Source organism: Methylobacterium sp. GXF4, from assembly GCF_000272495.1.
Lineage (GTDB): Bacteria > Pseudomonadota > Alphaproteobacteria > Rhizobiales > Beijerinckiaceae > Methylobacterium > Methylobacterium brachiatum.
On record NZ_AKFK01000054.1, the window covers coordinates 7,501 to 31,458 of the forward strand.

Below are 23,958 nucleotides of genomic sequence, written 5' to 3' on the forward strand. Positions count from 1 at the left end.
GACCCCGAACCCCTCGGCGGTACTCTCGAAGCTGGTCCCGGGCTTCACGGTGCCGAACGGGACGATCTCCAGCGCCTCCGAGAACTTCCGGGGCCGCAACCTCCTAGTCCTCATCGACGGCGTGCCCGTGAACACGCCGCTGCGCGACGTCTCACGCCTCCTCAACCTGATCGACCTGAATTCGGTGGAACGGATCGAGGTGGTGGCTGGCGCCTCCAGCCTCTACAGCGCGGGCGCTACCGGCGGCACCGTCAACTTCATCACCCGGCGCCCGACGGACGGGGCCCCGGTCGTCACGGTCAACACCGCGGTCCGGACCTTCACGGCTGACCCGGTCCACGGCGTTGCGCCCGAGACCTCGATCAGCGTCACCGGCAAGGTGCCGGACGGCGTCGATTACGCCTTCACCGGCTCCGGCCGGTTCGCCGCCCGTACCTATGACGGCAAAGGCCGGGAACTGCCCTCGGACGGCCAGCTCGGACAGGGTGGCGGCGACCGCTTCCAGCTCGGCAACATCAATTTGCGGCTCGGCTACGACCTGGATCTGGCCAAGCGCGTCGAGTTCGGCCTCACCCAGATCCTGCTCAACCAGGATCCGCGCTACCTGACCGATTACACCGGCGCCTTCGCCCGACCGAATTACGCGCGACCCTATATCGGGCTGCCCGTCGCCGAGGATACGCGCTCGCTCTACCTGCGCTATACGGACCGCGACACGCCGCTCGGCAGTCTGTCGATCCTCGGTTACTACAACGACATCAACAAGCGCTTCAATTACACGCAGTTCGCCTACCCGGCCAATCCGTTCGTCACGTATTCGTTCAATCCGACCGCGCCCACGAGCCTCGCCAACCAGACGGCGCTCGCGACCGAGCGTGGCGGCATCAACCTCACCCTCGACACGGACCTGAGCGCCCTCCTGCCCGGGCTGAAGCTGACCTGGGGCTCCGACGTGATCTCGGAATCCACCCGTCAGCGGGCGCGAGACGGCACCGACGTGTTCACGCCCCTGCAGCAGAACAGCTATGCCGGCTTCGCCCTGATCCAGCTGCCCGTGGGCGAGCGGCTGACCCTGCGCGCCGGCATGCGCTACGAGCATTTCGACCTCGACGTGTCGGGCTTCACGCGACCGACGACCTTTGCGGCGACGGCGGCGCGCAACGCGCTGGGCTACTCGACCTTCGTGCTGCCGGCCCTCAACGTCACCGGCGGCAAGTTCGCCTATTCGGCCCCGACCTTCAACGCGGGGGCGACCTTCAATCTCGTGCCCGGCCTCGATCTCTACGGCGGCTTCAGCCAGGGCTACGCGCTGGCCGATATCGGCGCCTTCACGCGCCGGGCCGGCCTGTCGCTGGCCTATGCCTGCCCGGTGACGCGGCCCTTCTGCCTGCCCGCCGGCACCACCATCGCCTATGCCAGCATCGCGCCCCAGGCGCAGATCGTGAACTCCTACGATTTCGGCATCCGCGGCCGGAGCGGGATCTTCTCCGGCAGCCTCGGCGGCTTCGTGTCGACCTCCGACGACGGCACGACCTTCGACCCGCTCACCAACCGTCTGAGCCAGCAGAAGGAGATGATCTACGGCGTCGAGTTCGTCGGGAACGCGCAGGTCACGGAGCAGCTGAACCTCGGCACCGTGCTGGGCTACCGCGAGGGCCGCTACGACACCAACAAGGACGGCCGCCTCGACAGCGACCTGCCGAACAACCGCATCGGTGCGCCCTTCCACGGCACGGTCTCGGGGACCTACCTGTTCGCGAACGGCGTCTCGCTCCGGGTCGAGGGCGAGGGTTTCAGCGGCCGCGACGCCCGCATCGACCTCGTGGGCACCCGCTATCGCCTCAAGGACGCCTTCACGGTGAACGCCGCGATCGGCGCGCCGCTCGCCGGGGGCGAGCTCTATGCCTCCGTCGACAACCTGTTCGACCGCGCCTACTGGAATCCGACCGCGACCGCGGTGCGCAACCTGACCGTCTACGGGCTCGGGCGCACCGTCACGGTCGGCTACCGCCGGACCTTCTGAGGGATGGTCGCCCTCGAGGAGACCGGCGACCTCGTGGTCCTGCGCTATCTCGGGCCGCCCGAGCCCGGCGACGAGACCGCCTATCTCGACGCCCTGGAGCAGGTCGGGGTGCGGTCCGCGCCGTTCGCGCTGATCCTGATCTTCGGCGGCATCGGCAAGCTCTCGGCCGCCGCCGAACGGGCCCAGGCCCTCTGGTTCAAGCGCACCCGCGCCGATCTCGACCGGCGCTGCCGCGGCCTCGTGATCGTGCGGCCGGGCTTCGAGGAGGCGAGCGCCGACCTGTTCCGCCGGCTCTGGACCTTCCCCATCACGATCGCCCCGGACGAGGCCGCGGCCCGGGCCGCGGCGCAGGCCTACCTGGCATGAGCGCGGCTCCCACCGCCCTGGCCGCTCGGGAAGCAGGTCGCCGCGAGCGGATGTCGCTCTTCGCGGTGCTCGCCGCCCTCTACTTGGCGCAGGCGATCCCCTCCTATCTGATCGCCGCGGCGCTGCCGCCGATCATGCGCGAGGCCGGCGTATCCCGGGCGGCGATCGGCTATCTCAGCCTCCTGTTCCTGCCCCTCGTCCTGAAGTTCCTCTGGGCGCCGCTGATCGACCGGGTCCGGCCTTTTGCGCGGGCCCACCGAGCGGGCTGGGTGGTGGTGACACAGGTCGGCGTGATCGGATGCATCCTCGCTCTGCTGCCGCTCGGCCCTACCAATGTGCCCGGGATCATCGGGATCGGCTTCCTCGCCGCGCTGCTGATCGCGACGCAGGACATCGCCACCGACGGCTACGCCGTGAAACGGCTGCGGCCGGAGGATCGCGCCATCGGCAACGCCATACAGGGCGGCTCGGTGGCCCTCGGGGTGGTGGTCGGCGGTACGCTGAGCCTCGTCCTCTACCACCATGTCGGCTGGGCCGGCATGCTGCTGACCGCGGCCGCCTTCTCGGTGCCGCCGTTGTTCGCCGCCTTCGCCATGCGCGAGGGGCCGCCCGAGATCGGCGCCTCCGCGCCGCGCCCCTCAATCCGGGCCTTCCTGCGACGGCCGGAGATGCGCACCATCCTCTGGGTCGCACTCACCTACCGGGTGAGCGAGGGGCTTGTGAAGGCGATGGAGGGCGCCTACCTCGTCGATGCGGGCGTGCCCCTCGATCGGATCGGCTACCTGTCCGGCGTCTCGGCGATGACTGCAGGACTCGCGGGCTCCGGCGTCGCGGCGCTGCTGGTCCGCCGCTACGGCACGGCCGCGACCCTCGGCCTGCTGGGCGGATTGCGGACCCTCTGCTTCGGCCTGTTTACGGCCCACGCCCTCGGGGCCGTGGTCGGCCTCGGGCCGCTCTTCGGCGCGGCCGGGTTCCAGACCCTGATCCGCTACATGGAGATCGTCGCGCTCTACAGCCTGTTCATGGCGGTCTCCTCCGCGGAGCAGCCGGGCACCGACTTCACGATCCTCGCCTGCGCGCAGCTCGTGGTCTACCTGGTCGGCGCGCTGATCTCGGGCAAGCTCGCCGACCTTCTCAGTTACGGGGCCCTGTTCGGGGTGGCCACCCTGCTCTCCGGCCTCGCCACCGTGGCGACCGTTCGCCTGCTCGGCTCGGGCCGCACAGATCAGGCGACCGGATGACGAGGATCGTCCAGCCGAAGCCGCGCCGCGGCGCCGATCAGGGCAAGCCCCAGGGCCGCGCAGGTCCAGAACGGCAGCGCCGGCGCGATCCGGAATGCCGCGCCGCCGCACAGGGCGCCGATCCCCTGGCCGAGCACGTGGACGCTCGCGAGCCAGCCGGCGGCTGCGGCCTGAGCCTGCACGGGCACCCGGGCGACCAGGGCGGCGGTGTAATGCGGGGTCGCCAGGGCGATGCCGGCGCCCGCCAGGACAGCCCCGAGCATGGCGAGCCAAGCGCCGGGGGCACAGGCGATCAAACCGGTGCCCACCGCGAAGCCGGCGAGCCCGAGGCCGAGATTGCGCCGCAGGTTCGGGCCGAGGCGCGGCACCAGCAGAAGCTGTGTCAGGATCATCGTCACCGCGACGAGGGCGAAGGTCGCGCCAGCCAGTCCCGCTGCCGCGGCGGCGTCGAAGCCGAAGCGCTGCTGCAGGAGCAGGCCGAGCACGATCTGGATCTGGCCGAGGCCCAGGGTCAGGGCGAAGCCGATCCCCATGAGCGGACCGGCCGCGCGCAGGCCGCCGTGGCTGTGCATTCTCGCCGGCTTGGCCTTGGGGCCGCCTGCAAGGTCGGGCGCGGCCAGGAGCAGCAGCGGGCTCGCCGCCAGCGCCACCAGAGGAGCAGCCGTTCCGAGGATTCCGACGCTCATCACCAGATAGCCGAGGATGCGCCCCACCGACAGGCCCGCGCTGAGCCGGCCGAGCGCCGTCGGGCGCGCCGGTTCCGCCACAGCCCCCGCCACGGCGGCCTGAGCGTGCGGCATCACCCCGGCCGCGCCCGCCCCGTAGGCGATCCGCGAGATGACCAGCAGCGCCAGGGCCGCGGCGGTGGGCAGATTCGGCACCGCGAGGGCGAGGGCGAACAGACCGTGGCCGAGCGTCATCAAGGCGGCGAGGACCGCGAACAGCCGGCGCAGGCCCCAGCCGGTCCCCCAATGCCCCCAGAGGGGCGCGCAGACCAGGAACGCGACCGCACCGGCGAAGGCGACGCCCCCGATCGCGGCCGCATCGAGTCCCGTGCGCTCGGCCGCCACCGGTACCAGGGCGAGCACCGCCGATTGCCCGAACCCCACTGAGGCCGCGGCAAGGGATAGCCGCTCGGCCGCCCCATCCCCGGGAGCGCGCGCATCGATTCGAACCATGACATCTCCGTCCGTGGGCAGATTCTATCGGCGCAATTTCGAACATGGCAATCATCAAATGGTATATTTAAAATAGTTCTATAGTAATGATCCCGCATTGCGCCGCGTTATATGGTCATCTATAGCCCATACCGCGAGATGAAGAGGATCGAATGATCGAAGCTGACATCTCATCTGCCGACGTTGCTTGCCAGATATCGGCACGCAGCTTCCTCAACAGCCTGATGCGGGAATGGGCCGGCTGGACCCTGGCGGCTGCCGATTCCCGCGCGGGCGATTCGGCGCGTCCCCTGTTGCGCGTCCCGCTGCCGCGCCGGGGTTCGGTGGTCGAGATCGCGGTCACCCATGTCTCGTCCGTTGGCCAGCACGTGTTCCGACTGCCGTTCCGCGAGCGGCGCGTCGGCCAGCCGTCCCGCATCATCGCCTTCGCCGAGTTCGCCGCCGCGGTCGCCAACGAGCCCACCATCGTCGGACCGACTGCCCCCCAGGCTGCGCCGACCTTCCTGCGTCGGCTCTTCCAGAGCCTCGCAACCGTCGAGGATATTCTCGCCCACGCCCCCGCGCCCGGCATCTTCCTGAGGCGCGACCCGAGTTTCCTCGAAGCCGAGCGGGCGCTCCGCTTCGGCCATTCGGTGCACCCGACCCCGCGCAGCCGGGACGAGTTCACCCTCACGGATTCGCGCCGCTTCGCCCCCGAATACGGACGGGGCTTTCCGTTGCGCTGGTGGTCGGCGGCGCCGGAGGCGGTCGTCCAGGGCTTGGCGCGGACGGAGAGCGCCGCCGACCTCTGCTCAGGTCTCGCCACGGCGGACCCCGCCTTCGATCCAAAAATCCGCGCCGCGAGCGAGGGCCGCGTGCTCCTGCCGATGCATCCGTGGCAGGCGGCGCGCCTCGCGCTCGATCCCGAGATCGACGCCCTGTTCCGCACCGGGCGCCTGCGCGACCACGGTCATGCCGGCGCGCCCTGGTACGCGACCACCTCGCTGCGCAGCCTCTACGCACCGCAGGCGCGCTTCATGCTCAAGCATTCGCTGAGCCTCCGGCTCACCAACTCGCTGCGCCTCATCAAGGACGTCGAGTGCACGCGCGGGCTCGTGGTCGATGCGGTGCTGCGCGGCCCGGTCGGCACGGAGATCGCCGCGCGTTGGCCGTGTTTCCGCGTCCTCGGCGAACCAGCCTACCTCGCCCTCCGCGGGGCCGACGGAAAGCTGCTGCCGCAGACGATCGTGGCGCTGCGCGACAACCCGTTCCGCGGGGCGGACGAGCGGCCGGCCGCGGTCTTGGCCGCCCTCTGCGAGGTCTATCCTGACGGGCGGGGCAGCGGGCTGGCCGATACGATCCTGCGCATCGCCGCGCGCGAAGGTTCCGCCGGTGCAGGCCCCGTTGAAGCCGTGGCCCTGCGCTGGTTCGAGCGCTTCCTCGCCGTCACGGTGGGGCCGATCCTCGAGATCCAGTGCGCGCTCGGCCTGCTGTTCGGCGCGCACCAGCAGAACCTGGTCCTCGGGCTGGAGGATGGCTGGCCGGTCGCGACCTTCTTCCGCGACTGCCAGGGCACGGGCTTCGTGCGCGAATTCCTGCCTGCGCTCCGCGAGGCCGCACCCGGGCTCGACCTGGAAGCCGGGCACCTCCTGACCTCCGCGGAGGCCGCGCGGATCATGGCCTACTACCTCGTGGTCAACAGCGTCTTCGCCGTCACCGGGGCGATCGGCATTGCCGGACTGGCGCCGGAGACCGCCCTCACCGGGGCCCTGAGCCGCTTCGTCGCGGCGCTCGCCGCGAAAGATCTTCGGGACAGGACCTGCCTGCGCCTGCTGCTCGACGCCCCGGCCCTGGGGAGCAAGGGCAACTTCATGATTTGCTTCCGCAATATCAACGAGAACACCGACGTGACCGACCCCCTGGCGAGCTACGTGGACCTTCCGAACCCACTGGTGGAACCGCGCGGTCGCAGGGCGGTCCGGTCATGACGCTGCGCCCCTGCATCGATGCCGCCTCCGGGACGGTGCTGGACGGTTGGGCCGGGACGAGCCGCCACTGGCCCGTCGCCGACGCGGATATCGCGGTCGAGTGCTTGCCTCGCGATGTCCGCGCGGCCCGGCTGCTTGCCTTGCGCGATGGCGAGCCGATCGCCGAAGCAGAGCTGCGCTCAGACCCGGACGGCGTGCGCCTCGCGCTCACCGGCTCCGTGGGCCGCCATCCCGCCGACGCACCGGTCGTGACGGCCCTGGTCGAGGCTGCGTTCCAGCGCTGCCCGGATGCGCGGCGGCTGCGCGTTTCCGGACTCGGGGGCGCGCCGGCCCTGCTCGCCCTGGCCGCGACGGTGGAGAATACCCCGGCCGCCCCCGATGCCATCGTGGAGCGTGCCCTGTTCTACCAGCTCCCCCTGCTCTGGCTGACCGCCGGGGCGCGGACGGCCTATCCGCTGATCCGCTCGCAGCTCGGGCCGCAAGACCGGCTGCCGCCCCTGCGACCGCCACAGCCGAACGGCCCGTTCTACCGGCGCTGGCTGCCGCAGCTCGGCACGACCCTGTCGTTTCGCGCCATCGATCGGCGGCACGACCTCGGCCTGTTCCACGGCTGGATGAACCAGAAGCGCGTCGCCTTCTACTGGGAGCTCGCACAGAGCGAGGCGGAGCTGGACCGCTACCTCGCCGACCAGGAGGCCGACCCGCACCTGTTCGGGGTGATCGGCAGCTTCGACGACGTGCCGGTCGGCTATTTCGAGTTCTACTGGGCGAAGGAGGACCGGCTCGGGCCCTATTACGACGCCGAGGATTTCGACCGCGGCTGGCACGGGCTGATCGGCAATGTCGAGCATCTGGGACGGCCGAAGACGCTGGCCTGGTTCAGGGCGATCACGCACTACCTGTTCCTGGACGAACCCCGGACCCGGCGGATCATGGGCGAGCCGCGGGCCACGCACCGCAAGATGCTGAGCTACTGCGCGGATGCGGCCTACGAGACGCTGAAGGAGTTCGACTTCCCCCATAAGCGCGCGGCCCTGGTCTGCTGCGAGCGCGAGCGCTTCTTCCGCGAGGCCCCCCGTGAGCGCCGGCCCGCTGCCGCACGGCGGGGCGGTGACGGCGCCGCTCTGGCTCGCTCTCAACCGGGCGCTCATCGCCAAGACGATCGCCGAGCTCGCCTTCGAGGAGGCGCTGGCGCCGGAGCCCACCGATCGGGCCGGCACCCAGTGGCTTCTGCGCCTCGACGACGGGATCGCCTACCGCTTCGCTGCGGAGCGCCGGATCTGGGGCAACCTCGCGATTGATCCGGCCAGCCTGGTTCGCATCGCGGGCGCCCATGTGAGCCCGGCCGGCGACGCAGCAGGTTTCCTCGTGGATGCGAGCCGGACGCTCGCGATCGAGCCAGCCACTCTCTGCGCCTATGCGGGAGAGGTGCTGAGCACGCTCTCGGCCGATGCCCGCATCGCGGCGATTGGCCGGGACATGACGGGGGCGGATTTCCTCGCCTTGAGCGACCGCATCCTGCAGGCCTATCTCGACGGCCACCCGAAAGCGCCCGCCAGCAAGGGGCGGATCGGCTGGGGGCTGGCCGATTTCGAGGCCTACGCACCGGAGTTCAGCCCCGAGATCCGCTTGTTCTGGATCGCGGCGGACCGCACCGTCTGCCGCCTCAGCCTGGAGCCCGGCCTCGCCGAGGCCGACCTCGTGGCCGATTCCCTCGACGGGCCCGAGCGCGCTCGGCTGGCGGCAGCCTGTGCTGCGCAGGGCGTCGACTCCACGACTCACCTGCTCCTGCCGGTCCATCCCTGGCAGTGGGACAACAAGATCGTGCTGCACTTCGCGGGCGAGATCGCGGCGCGGCGCCTCGTCCCCCTCGGGGTCTTCGGCCGCGCCTACCTGCCCCAGCAATCGCTGCGGACGCTCGCCCGCGCGGATGCGGACGGCCGCCTCGACGTGAAGCTCGCACTCACGATCCTCAACACCTCCGCCTGGCGCGGGGTGCCGGGCCAGTACATGGCGATCGGCCCGGCTTTTTCGGCCTGGCTCGCGGACAAGGCCGCGCGGGACCCGGCGCTTGCCGGCACGGTGATCCTGCGCGAGCGGGCCGGCGCCTTCTACCCCCACCCCGTCTACGAGCGGATCGCGGCCGCGCCCTACCAGTACCGCGAGATGCTCGGGGTGATCTGGCGGGAGGGCATCGCCGGCCGCCTCGAACCCGGCCGATCCGCGATGATGATGGGTGCGCTCCTGAAGGCGGATGCTGCGGGCCGCCCGCTTGTCTCCAGCTTGATTGCGCGCTCCGGCCTCGCCCCGGAAGCTTGGCTCGAGCGGCTGTTCGACCACGTCGCAGTGCCGCTCTACCATTTCCTCTGCCGCTACGGCGTCGGCTTCATCGCTCACGGCCAGAACGTTACCCTGATCCTGAAGGATGGCGTGCCTTGCGGCGTCGCGCTGAAGGATTTTCAGGGCGACGCCGACCTCGTGGACCAGGACTTTCCCGAGGCCGCAGACCTGCCGGAGGGGGTGCGGGAGACCCTGCTGCGGCGGCCGGCGGCGCATCTGCTGCAGCACCTGCAGACCGGCCATTTCGCCAGCCTGCTGCGTTTCGTCTCGGACGCGCTCCTGCGCAGCGATGGGCTGCCCGAGGTCGCCTTCTACGGCGCGCTCGCGCGGGCTCTGCGCCGCTATCAGGCCCGGCACCCCGACCTCGCCGACCGATTCCGCCAGTTCGAGCTGTTCGCGCCGACCGTGCCACGGATCTGCATCAACCGCGTGCGCCTCAGCCTCGGCTACGGCGATTCCAACCTGCGACCGGTGCCGCGGCTCGGCAGCCCGCTGATCAACCCGCTCCATCGCGCGGAAGCCTCAGCGCTCGTGGAAGCCGGCGCCGCGATCGGCGTCGGGGCAGGCACACAGGCAGGATCCCGCGCATCATGACGGATCACCCGCTCGACCTCGCCGGCATCGGCATCGGCCCGTTCAACCTGAGCCTCGCGGCACAGCTCGACGCGGTGGGCGACCTCGATGCCCTGTTCTTCGACCGGGCGCCGGCCTTCGACTGGCACCCCGGCATGATGCTTCCGGACGTCGCGCTGCAGACCTCCTTCCTCAAGGATCTCGTCACGGCGGTGAATCCGACGAGCCCCTGGAGCTTCCTCGCCTATCTAGTGGCGCAGAAGCGCTTCTACGAATTCCTCAACGCCGAGTTCGAGGCGGTGCCGCGGCGGGAATTCGCTCAGTATCTCGCCTGGGTCGCGGCCCGGCTGCCGAGCCTGCGCTTCGGCACAGCGATCCGCGAAGTCCATTTCGAGGGACGGGCCTTCCGCCTCGACAGCGACCGGGGGACCACACGCGCCCGCAACCTCGCCCTCGGGGTCGGGCTGCAGCCGAGCCTTCCCGCCTTTGCGGAGAAGCTCGACCCGCGCGACCACGTCCATAGCTCCCAGGCCATCTTCGCCCTCGACCGGATCGCGGGCAAGCGGGTCGCGGTGATCGGTGGCGGCCAGAGCGGCGCCGAGATCGTGCTGAACCTGCTGAACCGGGACTCGGACGCGCCCGCCGCTCTCTCCTGGATCAGCCGGCGCCCGAACTTCCAGCCGATCGATGCGACGCCGTTCACGAACGAGCTGTTCACGCCCGGCTACGTCGGGAGCTTCCACGCTCTGCCGGAGGCGCGGCGCCGCTCCACGGTGGGACGCCAGAAGCTTGCGGGCGACGGCATCTCGGCCGCGACCCTGCGGGCGATCTATCAGCGCCTCTACATGCTCCGACATCTCGCCGAGAAACGCCTCGACACGAGCCTGCTGCCCCACCGCACGGTGCTCGATGTCGATCGGGCTGGCGGCTACCGCCTCATCATGCGCAACGGCTTCGACGGGGGCATCGAGGTCGCCCACGCCGACATCGTCATCCTGGCCACGGGCTACCGCTACACGCTGCCGCCGTGCCTGGATCCGCTACGCGAGCGCCTCACCCTCGACGAGGATGGCCGGCCCGAGATCGGCGCGGACTTCTCCGCATCCTGGGACGGTCCCGCGGACCACCGCCTCTTCGTCCTCAACGGCGGCCTCGTCAGCCACGGCATCGCAGAACCGCAACTCAGCCTCATGGCATGGCGCAGCGGTGTCATCGTCAACGCCTTGGCCGGGCGCCCGGTCTTCGAAACTGCTCCACCGGCGCCGCCCTTGACCTGGCCCACCACCCAACCTGAGCGCGTGTTTCACGAGGGAGAAGGCTGCCAGTAACGGGATTGCCCCAATTGATTGAATACGGAGAACGCTTCGCCCGAGGGGTCATTTCAACACCCGAGCGCAGTTCGATACCCCGCCGAGTTTCACCACCGAACGATCGCATTGGGCCGCGCCGGACAAGCAACGGGTCAATTCCGCTGCGGGTGTGTAATGCCGCTTAGGGTTGATCCAGACGCGCTGGAGTGGGGCCCTGATGCTGTGCATGTATATGGGGATCGGCTTCTTATCCTGAGCCGGTCGATCTGTATGGTCCTGGGACGATCCGATGCTGCCGGCATTCCAGAGCGCGTTACACGGCAGGGAGCAACTGACTGTCCTCGAATCCGACAGCGTGAGACCAATACGGTTGTCGGCGGACCGAAAGTAAATCGAGCTCGATTTCAGAGCACTTCACAAAACGCCCGATCACCAAGCGCCCCCCTCCCTCTGCACGCGACTGCGCCGCGGGCGTTATGTGAGAAGTGCTATGCGGGGCAGCAATGCCGGTAGCTTCGGTATATTTCTCTTAATCAATTTCACAAAAAAATTGTTGGGCACCCTTCAACCAACAATCCTTGCGCAATACTGATCGCCGACTTTCACCAGGATCGGATGTTGTTGGTTCCCGCGACCAAGGACGCGCCACCAAATAAATCAAGCGGTCCACTCGCGCAGGCCGACATTGCTGCGTTCAGGGCTAGGTCTGGTGTGAACGTCGAACAGCTAGATCAGGGTCCAATTGTGCGGAAAAAGTGGTGGCGCGCCGAGGCAGGGGAGGGGGCCGCGACGCAGCCCCGCCCGCCGCCTTGCGGTCAGTCGAACCCGATGACGATCTTTCCGAAGGGGCCGCGCTCCAGGTGATCGAGAGCGGCGGGCACGTCCTCGAGGGCGTAGCGTCGATCGATCACCGGCTTCAACGCCATGACGTCCACGGCTCGGACGAGGTCTTCGAGGGCCCGCCGATGGCCGACGCGGATGCCTTGGACCGTGGCGGATTTGAGCATCAGGTTCCCTGCGGCGCCGGACAGGTCGTATCCCGCGATGACGCCGATCACCGAGACGCGCCCATCGACGGCCACGGCTTCGAGCGATCGCGCGAGGTGCGCGCCGCCGACGATCTCCAGGATGTGGTCGATCCCGCGATCCGCGGTGAGCCGATAGACGGCTTCGACCCAACCGTCGCGGTCGATGGCGTGGTCGGCGCCCAGGGCGCGCGCGCGCTCGCGCTTGTCGGGGGCACTCGAGGTGACGAAGACCTCGGCGCCGTGCGCCTTGGCGATCTGAAGACCGAACAGGGCGACGCCGCCGGTCCCCTGGACCAGCACGCTCTGGCCCGCCTTGAGCCGCCCGCGCTCGACGAGCGCGAACCAGGCCGTGAGACCGGCACAGGGCAGGGTGCTGGCTTCCACGAGATCGAGGCTGTGCGGAGCAGCGACGCACCAATCCTCCGGTACGGCGATGTATTCTGCCAGGACGCCGGGATGGACGCCGCCGAGGCATCGGACATCCAGAGCCTTCGCGGTTCCCGGGGGAGGGCCGGCGATCCAGCCGGGGAAGAAGGTCGTGATAACCCGGTCGCCCACCTGGAAGCGAGTGACGCCCGCGCCGATGGCCGCGATCGTCCCGGCGAGATCGGATGCCGGGGTGAACGGGAAATCGAGGGCGAGCCCCATCCCGTGCTCGATCACGAGCGTGTCGCGGTAGTTCAACGACACCGCCGCGGACTTCACCAGGATGTGCCCCGGCCCTGGTTCAGGGATGGGGACCCGCTGCAGCCGGAGTGCCTCGCGGCCGAAGCCGGTCATCTCCCAACGCCTCATCATGGTCATTCGCGAATCTCCGATCGTCTGCCGACCGGTGATGCGTAGCGTTGATCGACGGCCCCCTGTGGCGATAGTTCGGACCCGGATCGGTGCGTGCGGGGCAACAATGATTCCGGGTGATCTGCTGGCGGACCTGCCGATGTTCGTCGCGGCCGTCGAGGCCGGCAGCTTCGCCGCGGCGGCCGCGAAACTGAACCTGACGCGCTCGGCGGTCGGGCGAAGCATCGCCCGGCTGGAACGCCGGCTCGGTGTCCGGCTGTTCCACCGCACGACCCGCTCCCTCGCCTTGACCGAGGACGGGCTGACCCTGTTCGAGCATGCGCGGCGCGCCCTCGGCGAGGTGCAGCTCGCGACCGCGCTGCTCGATTCCGGCCGGCACACGATCGCGGGCCGGCTGCGCGTCTCGATGCCGGTCCTGTTCGGGCGCCTGCGCATCGCGCCGATCCTGATCCGCCTGGCCGACGCACATCCGAAGCTGGAGCTCGATCTCAACTTCAGTGACCGGCTGGTCGACGTGGTCGAGGACGGTTTCGACCTCGTGGTGCGCAACGGGCAATTGCAGAATTGGCCCGGCTTGATCGCGCGGCGGATCGCGTCCCAGCCCATGCGCGTCTGCGCGGCGCCGCACTATCTCGATGGCGCGGGCGCGCCCGAATCCCTGGCGGACCTGACCGGCCATCACGCCGTGCTCTATGGCCGTCCCGGGCGGGTACGTTCCTGGCTGTTTCCACAACCGAGCGGACCAGCGACGGAGATCGTCCCGCCGAGCCGGATGCGGTTCGACGATCTCGGCGCGCTTCGCGACGTGGCGCTCGGCGGGCACGGCCTTGCCTGGCTTCCAGCCTGGCTGATCCAGGACGACGTGGCCGCGGGACGACTCGTGACCGTGCTCGACCATCTGCCGGCGCATGCCTTCGAAAGCCACGCGCTCTGGCCGCAGAGCCCGCATCTGCCGCTGCGCGTGCGCCTCGCGATCGACGCGCTGGCAGCGCTGGTCGCGGAATCGACCTTTCGGGCCGAAAGCGGCCGATCGCCCGCATCGGCTTGAGACCATGCGCAGGCGCCGTCGGCGCGTCATATCGCGGCTCGGTGCGGCAATGCCGCCGTGGTCGCACCACCGGATCTGCCTTCCCGGCCTCTCCCGGGCAAGCGTTTCCCGCCCCGGTCATCCCCCGTCCGTCCCCAGGCCGGGCCGCCCGCATTTGGCGTTCGGCACCCGGAGCTTTACAATACGTGCGGGGACGCGGCTTCAGCTGCGGAGGGGGGATCATGACGCATCACCGCGCGCGCCGCGCCGCCGACTGCGAACGGAGCTGAAGACCGCGTTTTGCGCGTGTCCGTTCGCCTAGGTCGATCGAGTCTGTCCGGTGCGCCGCGTGCGCTGCCGCGGCTGATGCTTGTCGCGGCAACATCCGTGACGCTCGTTGCCGCGCAGCCCGAGACGGCGCGGGCCTTCGACCTGTTCGGCCTGTTCGGCTCGGAGCCTGAGCCGCCGGCACCGAGCCCGACCGCCCTGCCGTATGCGGTGCGAATTACCGGCACCGACGATTCCGACGTGCTTCAGGCGCTCAAGGACATCTCGACCCTCTACCGCCTGCGCCAGGACCCGCCGCCGGACGGGGAGGGGCTCCTGCGCCGGGCCGAGACCGATCTGCCCAAGCTCACCGATGTCCTGTCGGGCTACGGCTATTACCAAGGGACCGCCGCGATCCGGATCGACTCCGTGCCGGTGGCGGGTCAGGCTGCGGCCGCCTCCGCCGTGGGGGCCGCGGAGCGGTGGCGCAATCGCGGCCTCGTGCCGGTGCGGATCGCGGTGGATCTCGGGCCGCTCTATACGTTGCGCCGGATCACGGTCCGCGACGTCGCCGGCCGGCCGTTCCCCGACGATGTGCTGCCGCCGCGGATCACCCGGGTGGACGAGGACGTGCCGGCCCGCTCGGCCACGGTGCTGGCCCGGGAAGCCCGGATCGTGGACGAATTCCGGGCGCAGGGGCACCCCTTCGCCAAGGTAGTAGCGCGCGATCCGGTGGTGGACGATGCCGCCCACGTGATGGATGTGACCTTCACGGTCGATCCCGGGCCGGTGGCCGGGCTCGGGCCCGTGGCGGTCAGCGGTGCGCCGGGGATCGACCCGGCGACGATCCGGTCGTTCATCTATGCCGAGCCGGGGGACCCGTACTCACCCCAGGCGGTGGCGGCGATCCGCAAGTCGCTGACGCGCATCGAGGCGATCGGAGCCGCGCGGGTCCGCGAAGGGACGGCGCTCGACGCGGACGGAGACCTGCCGCTCTTCGCCGAATTGACCGAGCGCGAGCGCAATCTCGTCGGCGTCTCGGCGCGCTATTCCACGGTCGACGGCCCGGGGGTGCGCGCCTACTACGCCAACCGCAACCTGTTCGGGGGCGGCGAGACGTTCCGGCTCGATGCCGACATCTACTACCTCGGGTTGGGCAACGATCCGTTCGCGACCCAGCGCAAGATCGCCCGGATCGGCACCAATGGACTCGGCGGGCGCCTGTCGGCGACCTATGTCCAGCCGGCGCTCGGCGGCACCCGCAACGACTTCCTGGCCAACGCCTTCATCACCCGTGAGGTCCAGCAGAGCTATCTGGTGGATGGCGGCGGGGTCTCGGCGGCGATCCGGCACCGGTTCTCCGACACGTTCTCGGCCCAGATCGGATTGGATGCCCAGGCCGGTCGCTCGAAGGATGCGCTGGGCACGGTCAATTACCGGCTGATCGGCGTGCCGGCCTCGGTGACCTACGATTCGACCGACAGCCTGCTCGACCCAACCAAGGGGTTCCGGGCGATCGCGTCGCTGGCGGCCTACCCCGGTGCGATCTCGTCGCCCGGGATCGTCGTCGCGAAGGCGCAAGGCTCGACCTATTATTCCCTGGACGACGAGTCTCGGTACATCCTGGCCGGGCGGATCGGCTTCGGCTCGGTGTCCGGCGCGCCGCTCGGGGACATCCCGGACAATTTCCGCTTCTTCGCCGGCGGCGGCGGCTCGGTGCGCGGCTATCCGTACCGGACGCTCGGGCCGATCGGGCCGTTCAACCTGCCGATCGGCGGCCGCAGCCTGCTGGAAGCGTCGGTGGAGGCGCGGATCAAGATCACCGACACGATCGGCGTGGTGCCGTTCTTCGATGCGGGCACCGCCTTCGCCTCGTCACTGCCGGATTTCGATGAGAAGATCCGAAAATCGGTGGGCATCGGCCTGCGCTACTACACCGGCATCGGCCCGATCCGCGCGGATCTCGCCTTCCCGCTCGATCCCTACAAGGGCGGCCATGTCCGCCCGGCCGTCCTGTATCTCAGCCTCGGGCAGGCGTTCTGAATGGCTGGTTTTTTCGGGACGCTGAGACAGGCCGGTTCGTCGGCGGTGAACCCCGGCGACGACCCGTTCTCGTGCCAACCTCACACCCATCAGGATGCGGCGCGGGTCCCCTCTCCCGTGCGGGAGAGGGACAGGGTGAGGGGTGCGACTTTTCCGGAGCAACCTGGTCCCTCACCCCAACCCTCTCCCGAACGGGAGAGGGGGCTCGTCGCGGCCTTCACGCACGAATCTGCGCGTCTCGTGGTCTGCAGGGAAGGCAAGAAGGCCGCGCTTGTGCTGGCCTGCCTCGCGCTTCTCTTTATTCTTCTGATCCCCACCGCCGTCCCAACTCACGCCGACGACGGCGAGAAATCCGTGCTCGGCGGGCTCCTGTCCCGGGCGCTCTCGACCCCGTCGTCGCGGGTGGCGATCGGCGCGGTGGACGGCGCGCTCTCTTCGGATGCCACGATCCGCGACGTGGCGGTGAGCGACCGCGACGGCGTCTGGCTGAAGCTCGACCGGGCCCGGATCGTCTGGCGCCGGCTCGCTTTGCTGTCGGGACGGCTGGAGGTGGACAGCCTCGAGATCGGGCGGCTCGAGGTCCTGCGCCGGCCGATTCCCGGGCCGACCCCGCCGGAGGCCAAGCCCGACGGCAAGCTGCTGCCCGACCTGCCCGTGAAGGTCGAGATCAAGGGGTTCAAGCTGGCCGAGCTGGTGCTGGGCGAGCCCGTCGCCGGTCAGCCGGCGCGGCTCTCGGCGGAGGGCAAGGCCCGGCTCGGGGCGGCCAGCGAGGGGCTCGACCTGCAGGCCAGGGCCCAGCGCCTCGACGCCGCCGGGCGCTTCCTGCTTTCCTTGGTCTACGTGCCGGAGGGCGACAAGCTGGAGCTGAGAGCCAATCTCGTCGAGCCGGCCGGCGGCCTGCTGTCGAAGGCGGCCAACGTCCCCGGCACGCCGCCGATCGATTTCGATCTGGCCGGCACCGGCACGCTGGACGCCTGGAACGCCCGGCTCGATTTCGCCGCCGGCCCGGATATCGGCGCCAAGGGCGGCGCCAAGATTTCCCGGATCGGCGCCGAGCGCCGGCTGGCGCTCGACCTCGCCGCGCGGATCGAGGGCCTGGTGCCGGGGCCGGCCGCCTCCGTTTTCGCCGGCACGACCAAGCTCGACGGCAGCGTCGCCTTCGCGGATAGCGGCGCCTTCCGGATCGACCGGCTGGAACTGACCTCGCGCACCGCGCGGCTCGCCGCCGGCGGCAGCCTGACCAAGGACCGGATCGCCGACCTGACGTTGCAGGCCCGGGCCCTGCCCACCGAGGGCGCGGTGACCAAGGCCGGCGATGCCGAGATCGAGAAGCTGGTCTTCGATGGCAGCGTGAAGGGTCCGCTCACCGCGCCGACGGTGCGGGGCAACCTCGACGCGGCCGGCCTGCGCAGCCGCGAATCGGCGCTGGAGCGCGTCGAGGCGCGCCTCGGGGTCGATCCGCAGGGCGACCCGTCGGCCCAGCGCTTTGCCATCACGGCGGACGGCAAGGTCGAGGGATTGCGGCTGGCAGATCCGGCCCTGCGCCGGGCGATCGGCAGCCGCGCGCAGCTGACCCTGCGGGCCGCCTCCGGGCCGGACGGGGTGATCGACGTCGCGAGCCTCCGGGTCGAATCCGACACCGCCAAGGCGAGCTATGCCGGCCGCGTCGGCCAGAACACCCTCGCCGGCACGCTGGACGCCGCCCTGCCGGATCTCGCCGTGTTCTCCGGCCTTGCCGGGCGCGGGCTCGCCGGCAGCCTCGACGCCAAGGCGCGGCTCAGCGGCGATCCGGCCCGCAAGGCGCTGGCGGCCGACCTCACCGTGACCAGCGCCGGCCTCGCCACCGGGATCGCGGCGGCCGACCGGGTGCTCGGCCGCGCCCCGACGCTCCAGGGCCGGGTGTCGCAATCCTATGACGGCTACGGCTTCGACCACCTGCGCCTGGAGGGCTCCGGCCTGACCGCGACCCTGCAGGGCGAGGCGACCTCGGCCGCCGCGGACGTGACCGGACGGGTCGACCTCAAAAGCCTTGCCGACCTCGACGGCCGCCTGACCGGCCGCGCCGGCATCGACGCGCGCATGACCGGCTCCCTGGAGCATCCGCTTCTGGCCGCGACAGTCACGGCGCCGTCGGCGACCGCGGACGGAAAGCCGATCCGCGACCTGCGCGCCGAGGCCGTCCTCAGCGACGCGCTGCTCGCGCCCGACGGCACCCTGAAACTGTCCGGCGAGGTTGCCGGCAAGGCGCTGCGCGGCGGCGCCCATGTCGCGAAGGCCGGGGCCGACTGGGTGCTCGACCGGCTCGACCTCGATCTCGGCTCCGTCTCCGTCTCGGGCAACGCGATCGCGGCGGCCGAGACCTGGCTGTCGGCCGGAACGCTCTCGGTGAAGGCGGGCGACCTCGCCGACATCTCCCCGCTGGCCCCGGAGCCCCTGGCCGGGCAGCTCGACGCTACGGTGAACCTCGCCCGCGACGGCGGCCGTCAGGACGCGGCGATCCGGGCGACCGGTGCCGCCCTGCGCTACGGCGCTTACGGGCTCAACCGCCTCGACGCCGACCTGAAGGGCCGCGACCTGCACGCCCACCCGGTCCTCGACGGGCGCCTCGACGCCGAAAGGCTGCTGGCCGCGGGTCAGCAGATCGATACGGTGCGGCTAGCCGCGCTCAGCAGCCCGGCGGGCAGCGACGTGACGCTCACCGCCAAGGCGCGCGGCTTCAACCTCGACGGGGCGGTCCGGCTCGTGCCGGCCGACGACACGCGCATCGACATCCAGCGTCTGTCCGCCGCTCGCGGCGGCGACCACTTCGCCCTGACCGGTCCGGCCAGCATCACCCTGCGCGACGGCGGCGCGGTGATCGACGGATTGTCGATCGCGGCCGGCTCCGGCCGGGTGACGGTCTCGGGCCGGGCCGGCCAGGCGCTCGATCTCAAGGTGGCGATCCGCGCGCTGCCGCTGTCGCTCGCCCGGATCGCCGCGCCGGACCTCGCCCTCTCGGGCACGCTGGACGGCGACGCCGACCTGCACGGGCCGGCCGCGAGCCCAGAGGGCCATTACGCACTCACGGTCTCGAAGCTCGTGGCGCCGCAGACCCGCCAGGCCGGCCTGCCGCCGGTGGATGCCAGCGCCAAGGGCACCCTGTCGGACGGGCAGGCCAGCCTCGACGGTCGGGTCACGGCCGGGAAGGGCGTCGCCCTGACCGTGGCAGGTTCCCTGCCGGTGGAGGCCGGCGGTCCGCTGAACCTGCGCGCCCGCGGCACCCTCGACGCGTCGCTCGCCAACACGCTCCTGAGCGTCGGCGGCCAGAGCGTCACCGGGCGGATCGCCGTCGACGGCGGCGTGACCGGCACCCTCGCAGCGCCCCGGGCCCAGGGCTCGGCCGTGCTCACCGGCGGCAGCTTCACCGACCCGCTCAACGGCATCCGTCTCACCGATATCGACGGCCGCGTCACCGGCCGAGGCGACAGCCTCGTGGTCGAGCGGCTGACGGCCTCGGCCCGCAACGGCGGCCGCCTCTCGGTGACCGGCCGGGTCGCCCTGGAGCCGGATTTTCCGGGTCAGTTCCACGTCACCGCCGACAGGGCCGAGCTGGTCTCCAGCCCGCTGATGACCGCGGTGTCGAGCGTCGATCTCAACCTCTCCGGGCCGCTCGCCCGGACGCCGCGCATCACCGGCCGGGTCGATGTCGTGTCGATCGACGTGGCCGTGCCCGACCGCCTGCCCGCCACGGTCAGGCCGCTGCCGGGAGTCCGCCACGTCAACACCTCGCCGGAGGCCCGGGCGCGGCTGGCCCAGCGGGCCGACCGGAAGGCGGCAGGGAAGCCCGGGCGGCGCGCGACCAAACCCGCCGTGCCGTTCGACGCCACCCTGGACGTGCGGATCGATGCGCCGAGCCGGATCTTCGTGCGCGGGCGCGGCATCGACGCCGAGCTCGGCGGGTCGCTCCGGGTCACCGGCACGTCGCGATCGCCGAACGCGGTGGGTGGCTTCGGCCTGCGGCGCGGGGTGTTCCAGCTCGTCGGCCAGCGCCTGGATTTCAGCCGCGGCAACCTGACCTTTGCGGGCAGCCTCGCCACCCCGGCCCTCGACTTCGCCGCCGAGACCAAGGCCGGCGACGTCACCGCCAGGGTGGCGGTGAGCGGCTTCGCCGACGCGCCGCAATTCACCCTGACCTCCGACCCGGTGCTGCCGCAGGACGAGATCCTGTCGCGCCTGCTGTTCAAGAAGGCGGCCGGCGGGCTGTCGCCGTTCCAGGCCCTGCAGCTCGCCCAGGCGGTGGCGCAGCTGTCGGGCGGGGCCGCCGGCCCGGACGTGTTCGAGCAGGCCCGCAAGGGGCTGGGCCTCGACAGCCTCGACGTGTCCACGGGCGCGAGCGGCGGCCCGGCGCTCGGGGCCTCGCGCTACATCTCGGACCGGGTCAGCGTCGGCGTGAAGGCCGGGGCCAATCCGGCCGACACGGCCGTGGGGGTGGATGTCGACGTCACCCGCCGGATCAAGCTGAAGGGCGAAGCCGGCAGTGACGGCCGGACCAGCCTGGGGGTGGGGGCGGAATACGAGTGGTAGGGGCGAGGGCGCACCGGACGTCTGTCTTCGTTTCGCGATCTGCCTGAACCATTCGATCATCCTCGCAGTCATCCCGGGGCCGCGTAGCGGAGCCCGGGATCCAGAGCCGCCGACAGGTGAAGGTCTTGCACCGGCGGCGTTTCTGGATCCCGGGCTCGCCTGCGGCGCCCCGGGATGACGGAGCGATCGATTTTGCCGTAGGCGCACACCGGCGCGACGCCGAGCGGTAAGAAACTCTCGTCCCCTCGATCCCGCCGTATCGCCGCGATCGACCAATGATCGGTGCGAACTCCACCACACCGCGGCGCGGTTTCGCGTTCAAAATCCCCATCGGCTCAAACACCTCGGCCGAAGATCCGTTGGCCGGCCGGGCCAAGTCTGCTTAGGTGTCGAAGCAAGCGGCGCGATCAGCCGGAATCCGGGCGGGAAACACGAAGGGCGATGGACGACCTGTTCGAGACGGACGACAATCTTCCCGTGCCCGAGGGCGGCTTCCTGCGGATGCTGCCTATCATCAACCGGCGCGGCCTCCATGCCCGGGCCTCGGCGAAGTTCGTCCAGACCGTCGAGCGGTTCGACGCCGCCGTGACCGTGACCCGGGCCGGCGAGACGGTGGGCGGCCGCTCGATCATGGGCCTGCTGACGCTCGGCGCCGCCATGGGCACGCGCATCGCCGTCACCGCGGTCGGCCCGGATGCGGAGACCTGCCTCGACACGATCGAGGCGCTGCTCGCCAACCGCTTCGGCGAGGACGAGTAGGCCGGCTCAGGTCTCCTTGCCGGGCCAGGTGCAGAGGTCCGAGACCGGGCAGCGCGTGCAGGCGGGCTTGCGGGCCGTGCAGGTGTCGCGCCCGTGCCGGAACAGCCAAATATGGGCGCCGTCCTTGAACCGCTCGGGCACGGCCTGGGCGAGCCCGTCGGCCACCGCGTCCACCGTGGTGCCTTGGGCCAGCGGGATCCGGTTCGAGACCCGGAACACGTGGGTGTCTACCGCGATCACCGGCTCGTGGAAGGCGAAATTCGCCGTCACCTCGGCGCTCTTGCGGCCGATCCCCGGGAGCTTTCGCATCTCGGCCGCGCTGCGCGGCACCGCGCCGCCGTAGGTCTCGATCAGGGCCGCCGACAGCTTGACGATGTTGCGCGCCTTGGACGGCCCGAGCCCCACCGGGCGGATGATCTCGGTGATCTGCGCCGCGCCGAGATCCAGCATCCCGGCCGGGTCCGTGACCCGGGCGAACAGCGCGTCGGCGATGCGCGCCACCGTCGGGCCGGTGGATTGCGCCGAGAGCAGCACGGTCACCAGCAGCCGGAACGGATCGGTGTCGTCGAACCCGGCCTTCGGGTCCGGATCGGCCGCGGCGAGCCGCGCCAGCACGGCCTCGACCCGGCCAACCTCACCCGGCTGCGGCGCGGCGCGGGCCTTGCTCCGTCGCTGTGCGGGCCGGAGGCCGTGGGTTGTGTCGCGCGTCATGGCCAGCAGCTAGGGCCGGGACGGCCGGCCCGACACGCGGCGGATTGACGGCCCCTCTCAGCCCCGCACCCGGCGCCAGGCCACGGGGCCTGCGCCGGGGCCGAAGGTGCCGGCCGCGAATCCCTCGACCCGGCGCAGGAATGCCGACCGGAGGGCGCCGCTCCGGGCCGAGAGCCGGCCCCAGATGTTTTCGGAGGCGCCGGCCGGCTCGCGATCCGCGACGACCGGCACGGCGACCTCGGGCGGCGCCCAGCCCTCGGGCCGCACGCCGAGCAGGTTCTCGGCCGGGATCGCCCGCGGCCGGCGGGGGCGATCCGCCGCCCGGGCGGGAGCGGCGGGCCGACCCGCGCGACCGAGCGCCGCCAGCCGTGTGCGGATCGCCCGGTCGACCGCCGCAGCGGCGTCGGCATCGAGCAGGACGGGGGCCGCTTGGACGGTGAGAGCATCCCGGCTCCAGACGAGGACGAGCACCGGGCGCGGCCGGTCCGACGCGGGTTGCCGGGCCGTCGTCCCGGGAAGGCCGCCCTGTATCACGGTGAAGCGTCGCGCCATCGCCTGTCCCGACCTCTCGACCAATCGTCCCATTCCGGGACGGCGGGGCGCCCCGGAGGCGCCGTTCGGGGCAATGGCTTCAAGGACGGTGCCGCCGGGCAGCTCAGCTCCCGGGGATCGCCAGCGGGTTGTCGGTCAGCGCCGCGGCGTCGGGCGCGTCCACGCGTGGGCGGCCCAGGAAGGCGTCCCAGAGGCGCTGGACGAAGGCCGGGTCGAGGTCGCGCAGGATCAGGACGAGGCGGGAGGTGTGGTCGGGATCGGGCCAAGCCGGCAGGGTCAGGGGGGCGTGGAACACGTGCTGGACCCCGTGGACCACGATCGGGCGCTCCGGGTCGTCGGCCAGCGCCACGATCCCCTTGAGCCGCAAGAGCTTCGGCCCGTGGCCGGAGCGCAGCAGGTCCATGAACATCTCGAAGGCCGGCCGCGGCACCGGCGCGGCGCTGGTGAGGCACAGGGCCTGGATCGCCGCGTCGTGGCGGTTCACGTCGCCGGGGTGGTGGTGCGCGTCCTCCATGGCCGCGTCGCCGAGCCAGGCACGCACGTCGGCGCCCTTGCCGTCGAGGCCGAACAGCCCGCCGAGCAGGTCCTCGGCCGCCGCATCCGGCGGCAGGATCGGCGCTGCCGGGTTGAGGGCGGCGAGCCGCGCCCGGATCCCGGCGGTGTCGTCGGCGAGGTCGGCCTTGGTCAGCACGATCCGATCGGCCACCGCGGCCTGGCGCACGGCCTCCGGATGGGCATCGAGGGAGGCAGCGCCGGTCACCGCATCGACCACCGTCACCACCGCCTGCAGCCGGTACCGGAGCACGAGATAGGGGTGGTAGATCAGCGCGTGCAGGATCGGCGCCGGGTCGGCGAGGCCGGTGGTCTCGATTACCACCCGGCGGAACGGCTTGATCCGGCCGTTGTCGCGCTTGCGCAGCAGGTCTTCGAGGGTCGCGATCAGGTCGCCGCGCACCGTGCAGCACAGGCAGCCGGCGCCGAGCAGGACCATGTCCTCGTCGATCGTCTCGATCAGCAAGTGGTCGAGGCCGATCTCGCCGAACTCGTTGACGATCACCACCGTGTCGGCGAGCGCCGGATCGCGCAGCAGCCGGTTGAGCAGGGTGGTCTTGCCGGCCCCCAGGAAGCCGGTGAGCACGGTGAGCGGGATCGGCTCCGGGCGGCGCGGATCCGGGGCGGGCGAGGCGGTCAGGGACATGACCGCGCAGATGG

Annotated in this window: 15 protein-coding genes and 1 pseudogene (1 of these 16 only partly in view); 11 read left to right on the top strand and 5 right to left on the bottom strand. The window is 71.0% G+C overall.

What is annotated here, in order from left to right:
* The 3 genes in view from WYO_RS10825 to WYO_RS10835 are tightly spaced (at most 3 nt apart) and all read left to right on the top strand, a layout consistent with a single transcriptional unit that may run on beyond the window.
* Positions 1-2,023, top strand: the 3' portion of a protein-coding gene (locus WYO_RS10825; protein ID WP_007562221.1) for a TonB-dependent receptor. It extends 197 nt beyond the left edge of the window; the window shows 2,023 of its 2,220 coding nt (coding positions 198-2,220); the start codon falls outside the window, past its left edge; it ends in the stop codon at positions 2,021-2,023.
* 3 nt (positions 2,024-2,026) lie between these two features.
* A complete protein-coding gene (locus WYO_RS10830) occupies positions 2,027-2,389 on the top strand; it encodes a hypothetical protein (protein ID WP_007562223.1) in 363 nt (120 codons plus the stop codon).
* Entirely contained in the window at positions 2,386-3,630 is a 1,245-nt protein-coding gene (locus WYO_RS10835) for an MFS transporter (RefSeq protein ID WP_007562225.1), read from the top strand. The genes WYO_RS10830 and WYO_RS10835 overlap by 4 nt, the downstream gene beginning before the upstream one ends.
* Here the strand turns inward: WYO_RS10835 and WYO_RS10840 are convergent.
* Positions 3,615-4,808, bottom strand: a complete 1,194-nt coding sequence (locus WYO_RS10840; RefSeq protein ID WP_007562227.1) for an MFS transporter — start codon at positions 4,806-4,808, stop codon at positions 3,615-3,617. The genes WYO_RS10835 and WYO_RS10840 overlap by 16 nt on opposite strands.
* 152 nt (positions 4,809-4,960) lie before the next feature.
* Between WYO_RS10840 and WYO_RS10845 the strand changes: the two genes are divergently transcribed.
* The 4 genes and pseudogenes from WYO_RS10845 (at position 4,961) to WYO_RS10860 (ending at position 11,016) form a co-directional block, all read left to right on the top strand.
* Positions 4,961-6,775 carry an IucA/IucC family protein gene (locus tag WYO_RS10845; RefSeq protein ID WP_007562229.1) on the top strand — a complete coding sequence of 605 codons (1,815 nt, stop codon included), beginning with the start codon at positions 4,961-4,963 and terminating at the stop codon, positions 6,773-6,775.
* Positions 6,772-7,779: pseudogene (locus WYO_RS32375) on the top strand (GNAT family N-acetyltransferase); the annotation flags it as partial. The gene WYO_RS10845 and the pseudogene WYO_RS32375, both read left to right, overlap by 4 nt.
* Positions 7,780-7,852: 73 nt before the next feature.
* Positions 7,853-9,709 (top strand): IucA/IucC family siderophore biosynthesis protein, encoded by a 1,857-nt coding sequence (locus WYO_RS10855; protein WP_128754982.1) that lies wholly within the window; start codon positions 7,853-7,855, stop codon positions 9,707-9,709.
* Positions 9,706-11,016 carry a SidA/IucD/PvdA family monooxygenase gene (locus WYO_RS10860; RefSeq protein ID WP_007562235.1) on the top strand — a complete coding sequence of 437 codons (1,311 nt, stop codon included), beginning with the start codon at positions 9,706-9,708 and terminating at the stop codon, positions 11,014-11,016. The genes WYO_RS10855 and WYO_RS10860 overlap by 4 nt, the downstream gene beginning before the upstream one ends.
* A gap of 797 nt (positions 11,017-11,813) precedes the next feature.
* Here the strand turns inward: WYO_RS10860 and WYO_RS10865 are convergent.
* The gene (locus WYO_RS10865) at positions 11,814-12,821 is read right to left on the bottom strand and encodes an NAD(P)-dependent alcohol dehydrogenase (protein WP_128754984.1); all 1,008 of its coding nucleotides are present in this window, start codon (positions 12,819-12,821) and stop codon (positions 11,814-11,816) included.
* Positions 12,822-12,930: 109 nt separating this feature from the next.
* On the opposite strand from WYO_RS10865, the gene WYO_RS10870 reads away from it, so the two are divergent.
* The 4 genes from WYO_RS10870 to WYO_RS10885 all read left to right on the top strand — a co-directional run bounded on the left by WYO_RS10870 (position 12,931) and on the right by WYO_RS10885 (position 21,483).
* Complete coding sequence (locus tag WYO_RS10870; protein ID WP_039902714.1) at positions 12,931-13,872, top strand: LysR family transcriptional regulator; 942 nt, start codon at positions 12,931-12,933, stop codon at positions 13,870-13,872.
* A gap of 345 nt (positions 13,873-14,217) precedes the next feature.
* Complete coding sequence (locus tag WYO_RS10875; protein ID WP_007562242.1) at positions 14,218-16,161, top strand: BamA/TamA family outer membrane protein; 1,944 nt, start codon at positions 14,218-14,220, stop codon at positions 16,159-16,161.
* Positions 16,162-16,461: 300 nt separating this feature from the next.
* Positions 16,462-20,724 carry a translocation/assembly module TamB domain-containing protein gene (locus WYO_RS10880; protein ID WP_244424148.1) on the top strand — a complete coding sequence of 1,421 codons (4,263 nt, stop codon included), beginning with the start codon at positions 16,462-16,464 and terminating at the stop codon, positions 20,722-20,724.
* 441 nt (positions 20,725-21,165) lie between these two features.
* Positions 21,166-21,483, top strand: coding sequence for an HPr family phosphocarrier protein (locus tag WYO_RS10885; protein WP_007562246.1), 318 nt, complete (start codon positions 21,166-21,168; stop codon positions 21,481-21,483).
* A gap of 6 nt (positions 21,484-21,489) precedes the next feature.
* On the opposite strand, the gene nth is transcribed toward WYO_RS10885, so the two are convergent.
* The 3 genes from nth to WYO_RS10900 all read right to left on the bottom strand — a co-directional run bounded on the left by nth (position 21,490) and on the right by WYO_RS10900 (position 23,944).
* A complete protein-coding gene (gene nth / locus WYO_RS10890; RefSeq protein ID WP_007562248.1) occupies positions 21,490-22,194 on the bottom strand; it encodes an endonuclease III in 705 nt (234 codons plus the stop codon).
* Between the two features lie 57 nt (positions 22,195-22,251).
* On the bottom strand, positions 22,252-22,746 hold the full coding sequence (locus WYO_RS10895; protein ID WP_007562250.1) for a hypothetical protein: 495 nt from the start codon (positions 22,744-22,746) through the stop codon (positions 22,252-22,254).
* Positions 22,747-22,849: 103 nt separating this feature from the next.
* Positions 22,850-23,944, bottom strand: a complete 1,095-nt coding sequence (locus tag WYO_RS10900; RefSeq protein WP_007562252.1) for a GTP-binding protein — start codon at positions 23,942-23,944, stop codon at positions 22,850-22,852.
* Positions 23,945-23,958: the final 14 nt, after the last annotated feature.